The following is a 14,798-nucleotide window of genomic DNA, read 5'->3' as shown; positions in this document are numbered from 1 at the left end:
CCGCACTCCCGCCGCGATTCTTTTCCCCACTCGAGGGGGAGACAGGCGTCCGGGCGCTTCCACTGGCGAACACCCGGCCCCGCGGCTACGGCATCTTCAGCTTGATGTTGAACGTGTACGACACGTTCACCGGACGGCCCTGGAACGTCAGCGGCTGGTACTGACGCGAGGAGAGGGACTCCAGCACCGCGTCATCCATGAACGGCAGGCCCTTGATGATGCGGCAGTCGCGCACCCGGCCCTCCGTGGTGATGACGCACTTCGCGATGATCATCCCCTCCACGCCCGCGCGCCGCGCTTCGAGCGTGTAGCTGAACTGCGAACCGCTCAGCATCTTCGGGGGCGTCATCCCGCCCTGGAAGGGCAGCACATCCGTGCCCGTGGGCGCGGTCGGGATCACCGGCACGCCCGCGACGCCGATGGGGCTGTCACTGTCTTGACTCCCGTCCGGGTCACCCGACTGACCGGTCTCGCCCGTGCCCGTCGCGTCGGTGGTGGCCGCCGCGTCCGCGATGGTCGTCGGCTCCGGATCCGGCTTCGCCTCCGGCGGATCCGCGGGCAGCGGCTTCGGGTTCAGCGGGATGCGGTCCGTGCGCGGCTTCGGCTTCGGTGCGGTCGTCGTGGCCGGCTTCGGCTGCGCGGCCTGCTTCGTACCCCTCTGGATGGCGGGCCCGCGATGGACGATGTTCACCCAGGGAGCCTCGACGGTCTCGGGCACGCGGCCGGAGATGAAGAACACCAGGCCCAGGAGCCCCGCGTGCACGCCGATGGACACCCACGCGCCCGTGCCGAACCGTCCCGAGCGCACTCCCCGCCGTTCGATGACCGACTCAAACATCTGACCCGCCTCCTGTTCGGGGCGGACGCTCCAGGCGTCCCGTCCCCACAAGATGCAAGGTACGAAGTCCCGCCAGTCGAAAGGCCGACAGGGCTCCATGTGTTGGTCATGGTTGCGTCATGACGGGCCGCCGCTCAGGACCTCCATGCGGTAGCCCACGCCGCGCAGCGTGTGGATGGTGAAGCCGGACGTGCTCGTCCACCCGAGCTTCTTCTTCAGGTTCGACACGAAGTTGTCCACCGTGCGCGGATCCACCACGACGTCGCGGCCCCACACCGCGTCCAGGATTTCGCCTCGGGGCAGGGCGCGGTCGCGGTGGCGCAACAGGAACGCCAGCAGGTCGAACTCCGTGCGCGTCAGGTCCACTTCACCGCCGTCCGCCCGCAGCACCGCGCGGCGGCCCAGGTCCAGCGTGAAGGCGCCAAAGGTCACCACCTGCGGCGGCGCCGTGCCCGCCCTGCGCACGAGCGCCTGCACGCGCGCGAGCAGCTCCCGCAGCCGGTAGGGCTTGGTGAGGTAGTCCTGCGCGCCGGCCTCGAAGCCGCGCACCAGGTCGTCCTCCAGCGAGCGCGCGGTGAGCATCAGCACCATGCTCTTCACGCCCTCCGCGCGCAGGCGGCGGCAGAAGCTGTAGCCGTCCTCGCCCGGCAGCATCACGTCCAGGATGAGCAGGTCGAACGCCCGCGACTTCAAGATTGGCGCCGCGTCCTTCGCGGACGGGGCGTCCGTCACGTCGTAGCCCTCGTCGCGCAGGTTGTCGCGCAGGCCCAGGCGCAGGTTGGCGTCGTCCTCGACGATGAGGATGGTCGGGCGGGTGGTGGAGGGTGGCGTCTGCGTCGTCATCTGCGCGTCTCGGGAAAGGTCAGGGCGAAGGTCGTGCCTTCGGGGCCGGAGGAGGCCACCTGGATGCTGCCCTGGTGCAGGCCCATGATTCTGCGGCACAGCGCCAGCCCCAGGCCACTTCCATGCACCTCCGGCCCGGGCGTCGTCAGTCGGTAGAAGTCCTGGAACACGCGCTCCCATTCCTCCGGGGGAATGCCCACCCCGTTGTCGCTGAAGAGCACCGTGGCGCCAAAGCCCGGCTGCGGATAGGCGCGCACCGTGAGGACCACCGGGCTTCGCAGGTTGTAGAGACAGGCGTTGCGGCCCAGGTTGGCGAAGAGCATCCGCACGAGCGACGCGTCCGCGTCCAGCTCCACGTCCCCCACGTCCGAGCTCAGCTCCACCGGCACGGTGACGGCGTCCATCAAGTCGTCGCGCAGGTTGCCCACCGCCTCCTCCAGCCGCACGCGCGCGGGCCTCAGCGCCCATCGCCCCTTGTCGATGCGGTTGAAGGACAGGATGTTCTCCACCAGGAAGTGCAGCCCCTCCGCCGCGCGCACGATGCGGGTGGGGTAGTCCCCCGCCTCCGGGCTCTTGCCCAGCCGGCGCTCCAGCGTCTCCCCCAACAGGCGGATGGACGCGAGCGGCGTGCGCAATTCGTGGGACACGGTGGAGACGAAGTCGCTCTTGAGCTCCACGAAGCGGTACTTGCGCTGCTGGGCCACCACCGCCAGCGCCGCGATGGCCGACGCGAGCGCGCCGCACGCCGCCACGAGCAGCGTCTTCAGGCCGTATCGCGCCTCGATGTCCGCCTCCGCCGCGGCCCACCCGGGCGTGGCCACCTCCAGCCCCGGGTGCTTCAGGGGCCGCGCCACGCCGCCGGGCCCCAGCCGCACCTGTCCATCCCGGGGGATGAGGTTGCGCCCGCGCAGCTCCTGCGTCAGCTCGGAGAGCAGCGCGCCCATGTCCACGGCCAGCCCGTGCACCTGCTCGGCCGCGGGCTCCACGTACCACTGCTCGGCCAGGAGCGTGGGACCGTCCAGCGGCTCCGGCAGCACCAGGGCGCCCGCGCCGGCCTCCTGCACGCGCGCCACGAAGGCGTCGGACGGCTCCGACAGGGTGCGGCTCAACGCCACGATGCGCGCCTGGAGGAAGTTGAAGTCCGGCTGCGTGAGCTGGGCCCGGGAGCGCAGCACGTTGCGCTGCAGGCCCGCGTCCCGCGACATGCCGCCCAGCTCCTCCGGAAGGCCTTCGCGCACCAGCGCCCGGATGAGGGGCTGCGTTTCCTCGCCGCGTTGCAGGTACTCCACCATCAGCAGGGTGAAGGGCAGCTCCTGATCCGGCGGCAGCGGGTGCGCCGCGTGGTAGCGCAGCAGGGACTCCACCGCCGCGTCCTTGCGCGCCTCGCTGCTGGAGGCCCGGGCGGCCTCCGCCGCGCGCAGCCGGGACAGCCGCTCCTGGTAGGGGGAGGGGGCCTGACCATCCTCCAGCGCGTGCGCCAGCATCGTGTAGTTGGCCTGGGCCGGGACGTCCGCGCCCTCCCGGGGCCAGTCCACGCGCGGCAGGAACTGGTGGCCGCGGAAGAGCAGGTAGTAGCCCTCGGCGGGCAGCAGCGGGTCGCCCACGGCCGCGTTGAGCTTCGGCAGGTGGGACTTCATCATCTGCGCGAGCGCGGTGCGCAGGGACTCGGCGGCCAGCTGCTCCAGGGCGATGCGCCGCGAGCGCACCTGGGCGCGCGCGTCCTCACGCTCCTGGGTGAAGATGCGCTGGAGGCTCACCAGCCCCCATCCGAGGGCCAGCAGTCCGAAGCCCAGGGCGAGCAATGTGGGGAGGAGTCGGCGCAGCATTCGCGTCCCTTGGGACTGTAGCAGTGTCGACAGGTTTGCGGGCCGGGAGCCTCCAGGGTGAATAAAGTGGGGGCAGCCGGCGTCCCCACGGGTGTCTGGAGATCGGAGACGGAGTCATGGGTTCTCGATGGTGGATGGGTTTGATTGTCGGCCTGGCGACCCAGGGGGCGTTCGCGCAGACCTCGCCGGTCGCCGCGGATGACTGGGGTGATGACGACGGGTACGCCCAGCAGTCCAACGCGGATGATTCCGGGCCCATCGCGCCCTCTCCGCCCCCTGACCTGCCCGCCGAGTCACCGACCCCCCGGCCCTATGCCGGCGCGGTCTGGACGTCCGGGCACTGGTACTGGGACGGCGACAGCTGGCAGTTCAAGTCCGGCGGCTGGGTGGAGCGCATGCCCGGCTACCAGTACGTCAACGGCTACTGGGCGCAGGACGACGACGTCTGGCGCTGGGTGTCCGGCGGCTGGGCCCAGGAGGGCTCCACCGAGGTGGAGATCCCCGTGGAGGTCGCCAGCGAGGACGTGACGGCCACCCAGGCGCCTCCGGCCCTGCGCGTGGAGTCGCCGCCCCCCGCGCCGTCCGTGGGCTACACGTGGGCGCCGGGCTACTGGTACTGGGGCGCCAACGGCTACGAGTGGGTCTCCGGCTCCTGGATGGAGCCGCCGCGTCCGGGCCTGGTGTTCGTGTCGCCGCACTGGGTGCGCCGTGGCCCGTCCTGGGCGTTCGTGGGCGGCGGCTGGGGCTACAACGGCTCGGTGCGCGTCGTCGTGCCGGTCTACCGCCACGCGCACATCTCGTTCTCCTTCGGCCGTCCGAACCTGTTCCTGCGCTCGTGGTACCGGTATCCGGGCGTGTCGTGGCGCTACTACGGCTACGGGCACGACCGTTACCGCCCGGGGCGCTACCACTACTCCCGCCCGGGGCCGTACCGGTACAACAGCCCGCGCTCGCATGACGCGTCGCCCGGGCGCTACACGTCCAACGGTGGCCGGGGCAACAGCCGTCCCGGGCCCTACCGTCCGCAGGGCAGCGGCGTCCACTCGTCGAACAACGGCAACAGCGGCAACAGCGGCGGCTGGGGTGGCACGCGCAGTCCGCCCCCTGGTGGGCGCGGCACGACTGGCGGCGCGCACCAGTCCAGCGGTGGTTCCGGCGGTTGGAATGGTGGCTCCAGCCCCGGGCGTCCGTCGTCGGGTGGCGGCTCCAGCCCCGCGCGTCCGCCGTCGGGTGGCGGGGGACGCTCCTCGTCCAGCAGCGGCGGCGGTTGGGGCGGCGGCAGCTCCGGCCGCGTCCAGCAGACCGGCGGCGGGTCCTCCAGCAGCAACAGCGGCGGCTGGGGTGGCGGCAGCTCCGGCCGCGGCGGTGGTTCCTCCTCCTCGCGCGGCTCCAGCGGCGGTGCGTCTCACGGCTCCAGCAGCCGCGGCGGCGGCAGCGGCGGCGGCTGGGGTGGCGGCTCCGGCGGTGGCCACGGCGGTGGTGGCCATCGCTGAGTGAAGTGACGGCGGATGGGCCGGGTCAGACCTCGACCTGGCCCATCAGCCACGTCTCCAGCTCCGCCAACTCGCGCTCCTGCGAGGGGTGGCGGGCGCGGACCTCGGCGACGGCCTGCTGCATCCCGTCGCGGCTGTGCGGCTTGCCGGTGAGCGCCGCCTGCAGGTCCTGCACGAGGTCCGGGTAGAGCGCATCCGAGAAGACCTGCGCGCGGGTGACGTGTCCGTTCTCCGTGTCGACGTGGACCTCGAAGAAGCCCCACGACAGGTACTCCACCATCTGGTGGCTGAAGCGGGGCGCGTTGCCGAAGCGCCAGTCCCACGACGCGTAATGATCGAAGGTGCGCTTGAGCGACGGCTGGCTCTCCAGGAACGAGGGCTCCAGCAGCTCCGGCTCCGCGGTGGCGCCGTGGAAGTCGCAGAAGGCGCCGATCATCGCCTTCACCAGCGACTCATGGGAGGTCTCCGGCTGGAGGTCGCGGATGTTCATCACGCGCGAGCGCACCGACGCGCTGCCCTTGGACTCCAGCTTCTTCGGGTGCGGCGTGAGGTAGTTGGCCAGCCGCGACAGGTTGGCGTGGATGAGGAACGTGCCGTGATGGAAGGCGCGGTCCTTCGTCTCGCGGTATGCGCTGCCGCTGATCTTCCGGGGGCCGTCCTCCAGCGGAATCACCAGGTCGTTGCGCCCGGACGCCTGCGCCGTCACGCCCAGCCGCGACAGCGCGTCCAGCAGGATGCGGACGTTCGCCGTCTTGTCGTAGCCCTCCTTCGCGGACAGGAACGTGAAGCAGGTGTTGCCCAGGTCGTGGAACACCGCGCCGCCGCCGCTGGTGCGCCGCGCGAGGAAGACCTTGTCCTCCTCCATGCGCGCGAGGTTGCACTCGGACCACGGGTTCTGGTTGCGGCCGACGACGACCGTGTTGTCGTTGCGCCAGAGGAAGAGCGTCTGGGTGGAGGGATCCAATTCGCGGAAGATCCAGTCCTCGGTCGCCAGGTTGAACCAGGGGTTGTACGTCTCCGACAGCAGGATGCGGACGCGCGGGGCTTGAGACATGGGCGCGGAGCATAACCGCCCGCCACGTGCTTGCAGGGACTTGCGCCGTCCCACTCAGGACATCCGTTCCTCCCTGGGGGCAATGGCCGAGGGGGGCCGCCTCCGGAAGACTCCGGCGCGTGTCGGGCGCGGAATGCGGGTGCGCGCCATGGGGGCGGCCATGCGTGGAGTGTTTTCCCTGTCGCGTCCTCGTGCGGGCGGTCCGGTGGTGCTGTGGGGTGGGGCGCAGCCGTCCGGCAGCCTCAAGTACCTCACCTTCGCGCGCTACCTGGCCGCGATGCCGCCGGGCTCGCGCGGGCTGGTGGAGCTGTCCGGCGCGTCGAGCGCGCTGGCGCTGGACCTCCTGGGCCGCGAGCGGGGCCTGCCCACGGTGGCCCTGACGGACGCGGCGGGCGCGACGTACCTGCGCGCCAACGGCTTCCAGGGGCAGGTGCGCCAGGTGGACTCGATGGCGGACATGTTCCACCAGGCCCAGTCCCTGGAGCGCGAGGGCTGGAGCTGGCCCCGGCAGCTCACCAATCGAGCGATGGTCGCGTGCGTGGAGGCCTGGGCGTCGGGCTTGCGCGCGCAGGTGCGCGAGCGCTTCCCCACGGTGCGGCACGTGGTGTGTGGCTTCGGCACGGGCGCGACGCTGGTGGGCCTGACGCGCGTCTTCATGGCCGGTGGCTTCACCGTCACCGGCCTGCAGCCCGCGCCCGGCACGTCGGTGCCCGGCTGGCGCACGTGGGGGGCCCAGAACCTGGGAGCGGAGGACCTGTTCTTCGAACACCAGCCGCGCATGCTCCTGGCCACGGCCGCCTCCACGCCGGATGCCTTCACCGCGCTCCTGGACTGGGCGCGCCGGCAGCCGCATCCCGAACGGGTGCTCGTCATCGCGCACAACGCCCGGGAACCGGACGCCGCCCGCGCCTGAGGTGCCGCTCGCCTACCTGCGCAACGAATCGAGCCGCGCCCGCACGGCGGCCACTCCGTCGCGCGGGTACGCGGGCACGTGGGACAGCTCGCGTTCAGCCAGCCGCAGGAGCGTGCGTGCGAGGCCCGGCGTATCGCCTGCCAACGCTCGCGCCAGCTCACCGCCTGTCTCCGGATACACGCGCTCCACGCGCCGCACCGGATCCAACCCGTCCAACAGCGAAGCAGCAGGGGCGGGGACGTGGCGCGCGAGCAGCAGGCAGAACAGACGCACCGCTTCGTAGAGCCGCGAGCGCCCGCTGAGCCCTTCGCCGCGCGCGTGGCGCCCCACGCCCACCAGCACCTGCGTGAGCCACTGCCCGAACAGCCACGCGTCGTCCGGGGCCGTGCGCTGGAGCTCCGCCGCCGTGTCCCGCGCGCGCTCGTCCATGCGCTCCGTCACGCCGCCCTTGTCCAGCAGCACTCGGTAGCGGTTGACGCGCGCGAACGACAGCTCCTCCAGGTCGAACACCGCGAACTCCAACAGGTGCCCGTCGCGGTACACGACCTTGAGGCCGTGCGCCGTCTCGCGGAACGCCAGCGCCACGTCCTCCGCGCGGGGCAGCCAGCCGCGCTCCTGTCTCAATGTTTCAGCGTGTCCGGGCCATGCGACGACGAAGAAGTCATGGTCGCTGAAGTCATCCGGCGCGTAGTCGCGCGCCGCCATCGAGCCCAGCGCCACGAGCCCGCGGAAACGGCCGTCCGCGTCAGCCCTGCGCGTCAATTCCACGGTGAAGGCCTGATAGGCGGCGGTGTCCAAGCGCGTGCTCCTCGGGAAGGGCCCGCATGCTGCCACTCCGACGCGGGGTGTTGAAATCGTAATGCATTGCGTTGATTTGGGATTGCGCAGCGCGTCTCGGTTGCTGACGCGTCGTGTCGTGGAGGGAAGGACAACACACACCATGCGTCCGGCCTGACCCGGAGCTGACACGCTTTGCAGTTAATTCTGAGGTTGGCTTGATTTTTATCAGTGTCTCGCTTTATGGGCTGATTCGCGGGTCAATCCCTTCGATGATCCGCCCTCCCCAATCAGGAGCCTGTATGCGAAACGCCGTCCGGACCCTCGTTCTGACTGTCGCGGTTCTTGCCCTCTGGGCGCAGCCCGCGCGCGCCGCGGATACGTACACGCAGACGAAGTACCCCATCGTGCTGGCGCACGGCATGGCGGGTTTTGATTCGCTGTTCGGGGTGCTCGACTACTTCTACGGCATCGAGTCGACGCTGAAGTCGGGCGGCTCGAAGGTCTACATCACGCACGTTCCGCAGTTCAACACGAGCGAGGCGCGCGGCGAGGCGCTGCTGGCGCAGGTGCAGGACGTGCTCGCGCGTTCGGGCGCGAAGAAGGTGAACCTGATTGGCCACAGCCACGGCGGCCTGGACGTGCGCTACGTGGCGGCGGTGCGGCCGGACCTGGTGGCGTCCGTGACGACGGTGGGCACGCCGCACAAGGGCGCGGACCTGGCCACCTACCTGCGCTCGAACATCAAGGGCGGTTCGTTCACGGAGGGCGTGCTGTCGTACTTCGCGAACAACCTGGGCCTGGTGCTGGGCCTGCTGTCCGGCCACACGCAGTCCCAGGACGCGATCGGCGCGCTGACGGCGCTGTCCGCTTCGGGCGCGGCCACGTACAACGCGAAGTACCCGGCGGGTCTGCCCACCTCCTCGTGCGGCACTGGCGCGGCGACGGGCACGCAGGGTCAGCGCTACTACTCCTGGTCCGGCACGGATCCCTTCACCAACGTCTTCGACGCGTCCGACTACGCGCTGAAGCTGTCGTCCTTCTTCTACAGCGAGGCCAACGACGGCCTCGTGGGCCGCTGCAGCTCGCGCTTCGGCACGGTCATCCGTGACAACTACGACATGAACCACCTGGACGAAGTGAACCAGGTGCTGGGCCTGACGGCGTTCTTCACGGACCCGAAGTCCGTGTTCCGCACCCAGGCGAACCGCCTGAAGACCGCGGGCCTGTAATCCGTTGATGGAGCGCCCCACCATGAAGAGCCGCGCCGTCATTCTCGTGGTCGCGCTGTGCGCCCTCCTGGGTGCCGGCGTCTTCTCGTGGTGGAAGGTCCGGGCGGAGGACGCGCCCGGACTCGCTGTAACGCCGTCCGCCGTTCCCGTCGCTCAGGGGTCGCGGCCGCAGGGGGCGTCTCCCGCCGTTCCCGGTGCTGTCGTGACGGCGAGCCCGGACTCGCAGGCTGGCGCGCCGCTGCCGCCACTGCCCGGTTCGCTCAAGGACACGGAGGAGGATGGCGCGGTGCTGGTGGATGCGTCCGGGCACCTGGTGCCGAACGCGGACCTGCGCCGGCTCTTCAACTACTACCTGTCCGCCACGGGTGAGGAGCCGGTGTCGCTCATCCGCGAGCGCATCCTCGCGGCGCTGCGGGCGAAGAAGCTGCCTGCCGCCGCCATGGACGAAGCGGTGCAGGTGCTGGACGACTACCTGGCCTATCTGGAGGCAGCGCGGGGCCTGGGGTCGAAGGGCTCCGCGGCCACGATGGACACCGCCGAGCGCCTGGAGTCCCTGCGCAAGCTGCGCCGGGAGCACCTGGGCGGCGCGGCTGACGGCCTCTTCGGGCAGGAGGAGGCGGTGGACGCCGTCGCCGTGGAGCGGCTGAAGCTGATGAAGGACGCGTCGCTGACGAAGGAGGAGCGCGAGCAGCGCATGGCGGCCCTGGAGGAGCGGCTGCCCCCGGACGTGCGCGCCAGCCGCGAGGAGGCCGTGCGCCCGCTGCGGCAGCAGGCCGTGGAGCAGGAGCTGCTGGCGGCGGGAGCGACGGCCGCGGACCTGCGCCAGCACCGGCTGTCCACCGTGGGGCCAGAGGCCACCGGGCGGCTGGAGGCGCTGGACGCGGAGCGCGCGCAGTGGAAGCAGCGGCTGGCGGACTTCCGCGCCAAGCGTGAGGCGCTGGCCCAGAGCGAGCCGGACCCCACCCGGCGTCAGGCCGCGGTGCAGCGGCTGCTGTTCGACTCGTTCACCCCGGAGGAGCGCCTCCGGGTGGAGGCCGCGGACACCATCGAAGCAGCCACCGGTTCCGGAGGCGGGTGAGGCGGCATCAGGTCCGCTTGAACCCTATTCGTGCGTGAGGCCGAAGAGCGACCGCAGCCTTCCGAGGATGCGGCCCGCCTCGGGTGAATGGTCCGGCCCGCCGCCCGCGGCCTGGGCCACGGCGCGCAGCTGGGTGCGGCGCTGGGCGAGGAGCGCGGAGAGCTGCCGGGCGAGGCCCGGGTAGTCGGAGAACAGGCGCGCGAAGGTGGGCCGGTCCAGCTCCATCAGCACGGAGTCCTGGAGCGCCACCACCGTGGCGGCGCGGGGCTCGCCGGTGAGCAGGGACATCTCCCCGATGTACTGGCCCGGCCCCAGCCGCGTGATTTCGGACTGGAGCGTGCCGGCGCGCACGCTGACCTCGCCGGAGGCCACGACGTAGAAGGTCCCGCCCTCGTCGCCCTCCTGGATGATGCGCTCGTTGCGGCCGAAGCGGCGCACCACCACCTCGCACTGCAGGCGCTCCAGCTCCTCCGGGCCCAGAGGCGCGAAGAGGTCCACCTGGCGCAAGAGGTCGCGCACGGTTTCGTCCGCCAGCTCGCGGCGGTGGTGCTTCGTCTCGCGGCGCAGGGTCACCGTGCGCTGGGCGTGGGGCAGTTCCATGCCCTCGCGGCGCAGCCGGTACCACAGCCGCGTGTGCAGCTCCTCCTTCACGCTGTCCGACAGCGCGAAGTCATTGAGGAACACGCGCACCATGTACTGCGTGTTGGACTCCGTGAAGGCCACCGTGCGCGCGATGGGCGGCGGCTGCACCAGGACCTGGGGAATCTCCCGGGCCACCTCCAGCAGTGCCTTCTTCACCTGGTTGGGCGGCGCGTCCAGGGACACGCCCACCTGCACCTCGATGCCCACGGGCTCGCGGTGCTGGGTGAAGTTCTTCACGTGCTCCTTGCCCACCATGCTGTTGGGCAGGGTGATGACCTCACGCCGGAAGTTGGCGATGCGGATGGAGCGCCACCCGATGTGCACCACCCGTCCGGTGTGCTCGCCAATGCGGATGAAGTCGCCCACCTCGAACGGCCGGTCCAACTGCAGCGACAGGCCCGCGAAGAGGTTGCCCAGCGTCTCCTGGAGCGCCAGACCGATGACCACCGTCAGCACCGCGGTGGACGCGACCAGGCCCGCCAGGTCCAGGTTGAGCTGGCTCTGGAGGATGGGGACGGTGGCGAGCGCGTACAGCGTGAAGTCGATGACGTCGCGGAGAATCTTCGGCGTCGTCACCGGCGAGCGCATCCGCACCAGCTTCAGCGCGAACGCCACCGCGGCCCGGATGACGCCGTATGCGAACGTGAGCATCCAGCCCACGTTCACGAACTTGTGCAGGCCCTCCGGCGTCGAGGCCTCTGGCAGCAGGCGCGCCGCCAGCCGCAGCACCAGGAAGGCGAGCAGCATCCGCACCGCGCCCCGCAGGTCGTCGCGCAGGTCCGGGTCGCGGGTGGTCCGTTGGATGCCCAGCAGGAGCACCGTCAGGATGGAGCCCGCCAGCAGGGGGAGGTGGCCTTCGAGGAAGTTCAACACGTCCGGTGAATCAGACCGGGGGCGCGCGCACGGGTCAAGGTGGCGGTTGACGGGTGGGCCCCGAGCGGGGATACACGCCCCCCATGACGCTTGCCTCGGTGCAGGGACAGCCCCGCGCGATGGACGCGCTCCAATCCGCCCTGCGGTCTGGCTCGGTGCATCACGCCTACCTGTTCGCCGGGCCCGAAGGGGTGGGCAAGGAGCTGGCCGCGGTGGGCCTGGCCCAGGCCCTCACGTGCCCGGAGGCCCCGGAGGTCGGCTGCGGCAAGTGCGCCAGCTGCGTGCGCCTGGCCAAGGGGCTGCACCCGGACGTCACCTGGGTGATGCCGGACGACGAGCGCGTGTCGCGAGGACTCGCGGGCCGCTCCGACTTCACCGGCACGCCCAGCCGTGAGCTGCGTGTGGAGCAGATAAGGCAGCTCCAGGAGCGCCTGGCGCTGCGCGGCCTGGAGTCCAAGCGCAAGGTGGCCATCCTGGTCAGCGCGGAGCAGATGAACGTCCAGGCGCAGAACGCGTTCCTCAAGACGCTGGAGGAGCCGCCCGCGGAGACCACCCTCATCCTGGTGGCGAGCGCCATGGACCGGCTGCTGCCCACCATCCGCAGCCGCTGCAGCAAGGTCTACTTCGGTCCGCTGCCCGTGGACATGGTCGCTCGGCACGTGCAGCAGGAGCGCAAGCTGGACGCGGACACCGCTGCCCTGGCCGCGGTGATGTCCGGAGGAAGCCTGGGCCGCGCGCTCGCGCTGGATGTGGGCGCGCTGAAGGAGCGCAAGGACGTCCTCACCGCCTTTGAAGCCCTGAGCGGCAACGACATCCCGGCCCTCCTGCGCTTCGCGGAGGCGCACGGCGGCTCGCGCGAGGACGCGGACACGGCGCTGGAGCTGCTCATCCTGTGGACGCGGGACGTGTCGCTCGCGAAGGCCGGGGCGCTGGAGTCGCTGGCGAACCGCGACATGACGGCGCTGGCGGAGGACGCGGCGAAGCGCACGTCGGAGGCCGCGCTGCACCGGCGGCATTCGCTGCTGGAGTCAGCGCGCACGGCCATCGGTTCGCGCAACGGCGCGCCCCGGTTGCAGTTGGAGCGGCTGCTCATCGAACTGTGCGTGGAGGGCCGATGAGCGCGGACATGGACGAGGTGCTGGCGGAGGTGAAGGGCGGCAAGGTGTGGCCGCTGTACCTCCTGTGGGGCGAGGAGTTCCTGGTCAGGAAGGGCGCCGACGAGCTGGTGAAGACGCTGGTGCCGGACGCCGCCATGGGGCTGAACGTCGCGGTGCTGGACGCGGCCTCCCCGCGCGAGGTGGCGCAGGAGTTGGCCACGCTGCCGCTGTTCCCCGGGCGCAAGGTGGTGCTGGTGCGCGACCCGGAGTTCCTCGCGCCCAAGAAGGGCAAGGGCGACGCGCTGGCCAAGGCGCGCGACGCGTGGAAGGCGGGCAAGCGCAAGGAGGGCGCCCGGCGGCTCCTGGCGCTCGCGGGCCGCGCGGGCTGGGGCGTGGATCAACTGGACCCCCGCGTGCCCGGCGCGCCCTCGGTGGAGCAGTGGAAGGACGAGCTCAACGTGGACCTGGCGGAGGCCGACCTGGCCTTCCTCCAGGAGGCGGCGGCCTTCTGCCGCGACGAGCGCATCAGCGCTCCGGAAGGTGACGCGTCCGCGCTGCTGGAGTTGCTCCAGAAGGGCGTACCGCCGGGGCACGCGCTGGTGCTCGCGGCCACGGACGTGGACTCGCGCAGCCCGCTGCTCAAGTTCGCGCAGGACAAGGGCCGCCTCTTCGAGCGCAAGGTGGCCGCGCGCCACAAGGACCTGGACCTCAGTGAAATCTCCAGGGAGTTCCTCGCCCCCTTCAAGAAGAAGCTGGGGCCGGGCGCGCTGGAGGGCCTGAAGGAGCGCATCGGCGGCAACATCCGGCTGCTTCAGTCGGAGCTGGAGAAGCTGGCCGTCTACGCGGAGGGGCCCACCATCGAAGCGCAGCACGTGGCGCTGCTGGTGCACCACGCGCGCGAGGAGGAGTTCTTCGAGCTGACGGAGGCGCTCCAGAAGCGCGAGCTGCGCGACGCGCTCTCCTACGCAGAGGACGCGATGGGGCAGGGCACGCACGCGCTGCAGCTGTTGGGCGCGGTGGCGTCCATCGTCCGCTCGCTCTTGGAGAACCACGCCTGGCTGGAGAAGTACGCGGGCGGCCAACCGCCGCGCACCGGCCGCGACGTGGAGGCGCGCATCCTCCCCAAGCTGGAGGCCGAGCTGAAGGCCACCAAGCGCAAGACGCCCAACGCCTGGGCGCTCGCGTTCGGCATGCAGGCCGCCGCCCGTTACGAGCGCCGCGAGTTGCTCAACGCCCTGGTGGCGTGCGCGGACGCGGACCTGGCCCTGAAGTCCTCCGCCAGCGGGAAGCTCGTCATCGAGCGGCTGTTGTGGACGGTGTGCACCCGCGCCTGAAAGGGCCCGGGCTGAAGGAGCCGCCATGGCGGACAAGCGACGTTTCGACCTCTTCGCGGACCTGCTCGTCACGCGCTTTCCCCAGGCCCTGCGCGTCTATGACATCGCCGGCGGCATGGGGAAGCTGAACGAGTCCCTCTCCCAGCGCGGCCGCACGGTCACCACCTTCGACCTGCGCCACAAGCACCTGCCCGTGAAGTACGCGCAGCGGCTCTTCACGCTCGAGGAGCCCTGCGAGGCGGAGCTCGTCGTGGGCATGCACCCGGACGGCGCCACGCGGATCATCATCGAGTACGCCGCGCGCCACGGGCTGGGCTTCGCCGTCGTCCCTTGCTGCTCCGACAATGGGATGCCCTACAAACCGTGGATGCGGCACCTGGCCGACGTGGCTCGCGACGCCGGCTACACCACGGTGGAAGAGGCCGCGCTCTCCATGGACGGACGCGCGCGGGTGTTGCTCGGCGTGTGGCGCTGATACACGCCGCGCGAATTCGCGGTTATGCTTTGCGTAGCAAGAAAAAGCCGTCAGCCTGGGATTGTCCGAATAGAGGACGCACCCCGTGTGCACTGTCATGGTTCAGGACAGGGACCCATGAGTGGCGAAAAGCCCAGTAAGAACGGGCCTTTGTGCCAGACGCGTAACGAATACTTCCACATTACAGAAGATTTACTGGGCACTGATGTGCCAGCCGTTTTTCTGTGCCTTCCCGTACTGCGAGGCATTTCGCGGACTTAATGAGTTGGCCTGACAAATGCTGAAAGGAGCGCTGTCCCGGCGACCACCCCCTTTGCGCCGGG

General features: G+C 70.7%; 13 protein-coding genes. 7 read left to right on the top strand and 6 right to left on the bottom strand.

The genetic code is table 11. The annotated features are described in order from the left end of the window. Positions 1-85: 85 nt before the first annotated feature. The 3 genes from D7X99_RS00900 to D7X99_RS00890 form a co-directional block, all read right to left on the bottom strand. Positions 86-838, bottom strand: a complete 753-nt coding sequence (locus D7X99_RS00900) for an energy transducer TonB (RefSeq protein WP_121776016.1) — start codon at positions 836-838, stop codon at positions 86-88. A gap of 117 nt (positions 839-955) precedes the next feature. Further along, entirely contained in the window at positions 956-1,681 is a 726-nt protein-coding gene (locus tag D7X99_RS00895) for a response regulator transcription factor (protein WP_121776015.1), read from the bottom strand. Beyond that, the gene (locus tag D7X99_RS00890; protein WP_121776014.1) at positions 1,678-3,507 is read right to left on the bottom strand and encodes a HAMP domain-containing sensor histidine kinase; all 1,830 of its coding nucleotides are present in this window, start codon (positions 3,505-3,507) and stop codon (positions 1,678-1,680) included. The genes D7X99_RS00895 and D7X99_RS00890 overlap by 4 nt, the downstream gene beginning before the upstream one ends. 116 nt (positions 3,508-3,623) lie before the next feature. On the opposite strand from D7X99_RS00890, the gene D7X99_RS44365 reads away from it, so the two are divergent. Next, positions 3,624-5,000, top strand: a complete 1,377-nt coding sequence (locus D7X99_RS44365) for a hypothetical protein (RefSeq protein ID WP_283247205.1) — start codon at positions 3,624-3,626, stop codon at positions 4,998-5,000. A gap of 25 nt (positions 5,001-5,025) precedes the next feature. Here the strand turns inward: D7X99_RS44365 and D7X99_RS00880 are convergent, their stop codons facing one another. Continuing rightward, on the bottom strand, positions 5,026-6,054 hold the full coding sequence (locus D7X99_RS00880) for a lipoate--protein ligase (RefSeq protein ID WP_121776013.1): 1,029 nt from the start codon (positions 6,052-6,054) through the stop codon (positions 5,026-5,028). Positions 6,055-6,214: 160 nt separating this feature from the next. Between D7X99_RS00880 and D7X99_RS00875 the strand changes: the two genes are divergently transcribed. Then, positions 6,215-6,967: a pyridoxal-phosphate dependent enzyme gene (locus D7X99_RS00875; protein ID WP_121776042.1), complete on the top strand. Its 753-nt coding sequence runs from the start codon at positions 6,215-6,217 to the stop codon at positions 6,965-6,967. Between the two features lie 12 nt (positions 6,968-6,979). On the opposite strand, the gene D7X99_RS00870 is transcribed toward D7X99_RS00875, so the two are convergent. After that, positions 6,980-7,765, bottom strand: coding sequence for a hypothetical protein (locus D7X99_RS00870; RefSeq protein ID WP_121776012.1), 786 nt, complete (start codon positions 7,763-7,765; stop codon positions 6,980-6,982). Between the two features lie 281 nt (positions 7,766-8,046). Between D7X99_RS00870 and D7X99_RS00865 the strand changes: the two genes are divergently transcribed. Further along, on the top strand, positions 8,047-8,976 hold the full coding sequence (locus D7X99_RS00865; protein ID WP_121776011.1) for a triacylglycerol lipase: 930 nt from the start codon (positions 8,047-8,049) through the stop codon (positions 8,974-8,976). 22 nt (positions 8,977-8,998) lie between these two features. Further along, positions 8,999-10,054: a lipase secretion chaperone gene (locus D7X99_RS00860; RefSeq protein ID WP_121776041.1), complete on the top strand. Its 1,056-nt coding sequence runs from the start codon at positions 8,999-9,001 to the stop codon at positions 10,052-10,054. A gap of 24 nt (positions 10,055-10,078) precedes the next feature. Here D7X99_RS00860 and D7X99_RS00855 read toward each other — a convergent pair whose 3' ends face one another. Further along, positions 10,079-11,569, bottom strand: a complete 1,491-nt coding sequence (locus D7X99_RS00855) for a mechanosensitive ion channel family protein (RefSeq protein ID WP_121776010.1) — start codon at positions 11,567-11,569, stop codon at positions 10,079-10,081. 83 nt (positions 11,570-11,652) lie between these two features. Between D7X99_RS00855 and holB the strand changes: the two genes are divergently transcribed. The 3 genes from holB to D7X99_RS00840 are packed head-to-tail and all read left to right on the top strand — an operon-like array spanning position 11,653 to position 14,475. Beyond that, positions 11,653-12,687, top strand: coding sequence for a DNA polymerase III subunit delta' (gene holB, locus D7X99_RS00850; RefSeq protein ID WP_121761652.1), 1,035 nt, complete (start codon positions 11,653-11,655; stop codon positions 12,685-12,687). After that, positions 12,684-14,000: a DNA polymerase III subunit delta gene (gene holA, locus D7X99_RS00845; protein WP_121776009.1), complete on the top strand. Its 1,317-nt coding sequence runs from the start codon at positions 12,684-12,686 to the stop codon at positions 13,998-14,000. The genes holB and holA overlap by 4 nt, the downstream gene beginning before the upstream one ends. Before the next feature lie 25 nt (positions 14,001-14,025). Beyond that, positions 14,026-14,475, top strand: coding sequence for a hypothetical protein (locus D7X99_RS00840; protein ID WP_121776008.1), 450 nt, complete (start codon positions 14,026-14,028; stop codon positions 14,473-14,475). Positions 14,476-14,798: the final 323 nt, after the last annotated feature.

The sequence above is a fragment of the Corallococcus sp. AB032C genome (assembly GCF_003668935.1).
GTDB classification, from domain to species: Bacteria; Myxococcota; Myxococcia; order Myxococcales; family Myxococcaceae; genus Corallococcus; species Corallococcus exiguus.
Note: the sequence above shows the minus strand (reverse complement) of the source record. Positions and strands in the feature narration are given on the sequence as shown.

Bases quoted from the DNA above. Each gene is read 5' to 3' on its own strand.
- D7X99_RS00900 (WP_121776016.1), bottom strand. From the start codon at position 838: ATGTTTGAGTCGGTCATCGAACGGCGGGGAGTGCGCTCGGGACGGTTC.
- D7X99_RS00895 (WP_121776015.1), bottom strand. From the start codon at position 1,681: ATGACGACGCAGACGCCACCCTCCACCACCCGCCCGACCATCCTCATC.
- D7X99_RS00890 (WP_121776014.1), bottom strand. From the start codon at position 3,507: ATGCTGCGCCGACTCCTCCCCACATTGCTCGCCCTGGGCTTCGGACTG.
- D7X99_RS44365 (WP_283247205.1), top strand. From the start codon at position 3,624: ATGGGTTCTCGATGGTGGATGGGTTTGATTGTCGGCCTGGCGACCCAG.
- D7X99_RS00880 (WP_121776013.1), bottom strand. From the start codon at position 6,054: ATGTCTCAAGCCCCGCGCGTCCGCATCCTGCTGTCGGAGACGTACAAC.
- D7X99_RS00875 (WP_121776042.1), top strand. From the start codon at position 6,215: ATGCGTGGAGTGTTTTCCCTGTCGCGTCCTCGTGCGGGCGGTCCGGTG.
- D7X99_RS00865 (WP_121776011.1), top strand. From the start codon at position 8,047: ATGCGAAACGCCGTCCGGACCCTCGTTCTGACTGTCGCGGTTCTTGCC.
- D7X99_RS00860 (WP_121776041.1), top strand. From the start codon at position 8,999: ATGAAGAGCCGCGCCGTCATTCTCGTGGTCGCGCTGTGCGCCCTCCTG.
- holB (WP_121761652.1), top strand. From the start codon at position 11,653: ATGACGCTTGCCTCGGTGCAGGGACAGCCCCGCGCGATGGACGCGCTC.
- holA (WP_121776009.1), top strand. From the start codon at position 12,684: ATGAGCGCGGACATGGACGAGGTGCTGGCGGAGGTGAAGGGCGGCAAG.
- D7X99_RS00840 (WP_121776008.1), top strand. From the start codon at position 14,026: ATGGCGGACAAGCGACGTTTCGACCTCTTCGCGGACCTGCTCGTCACG.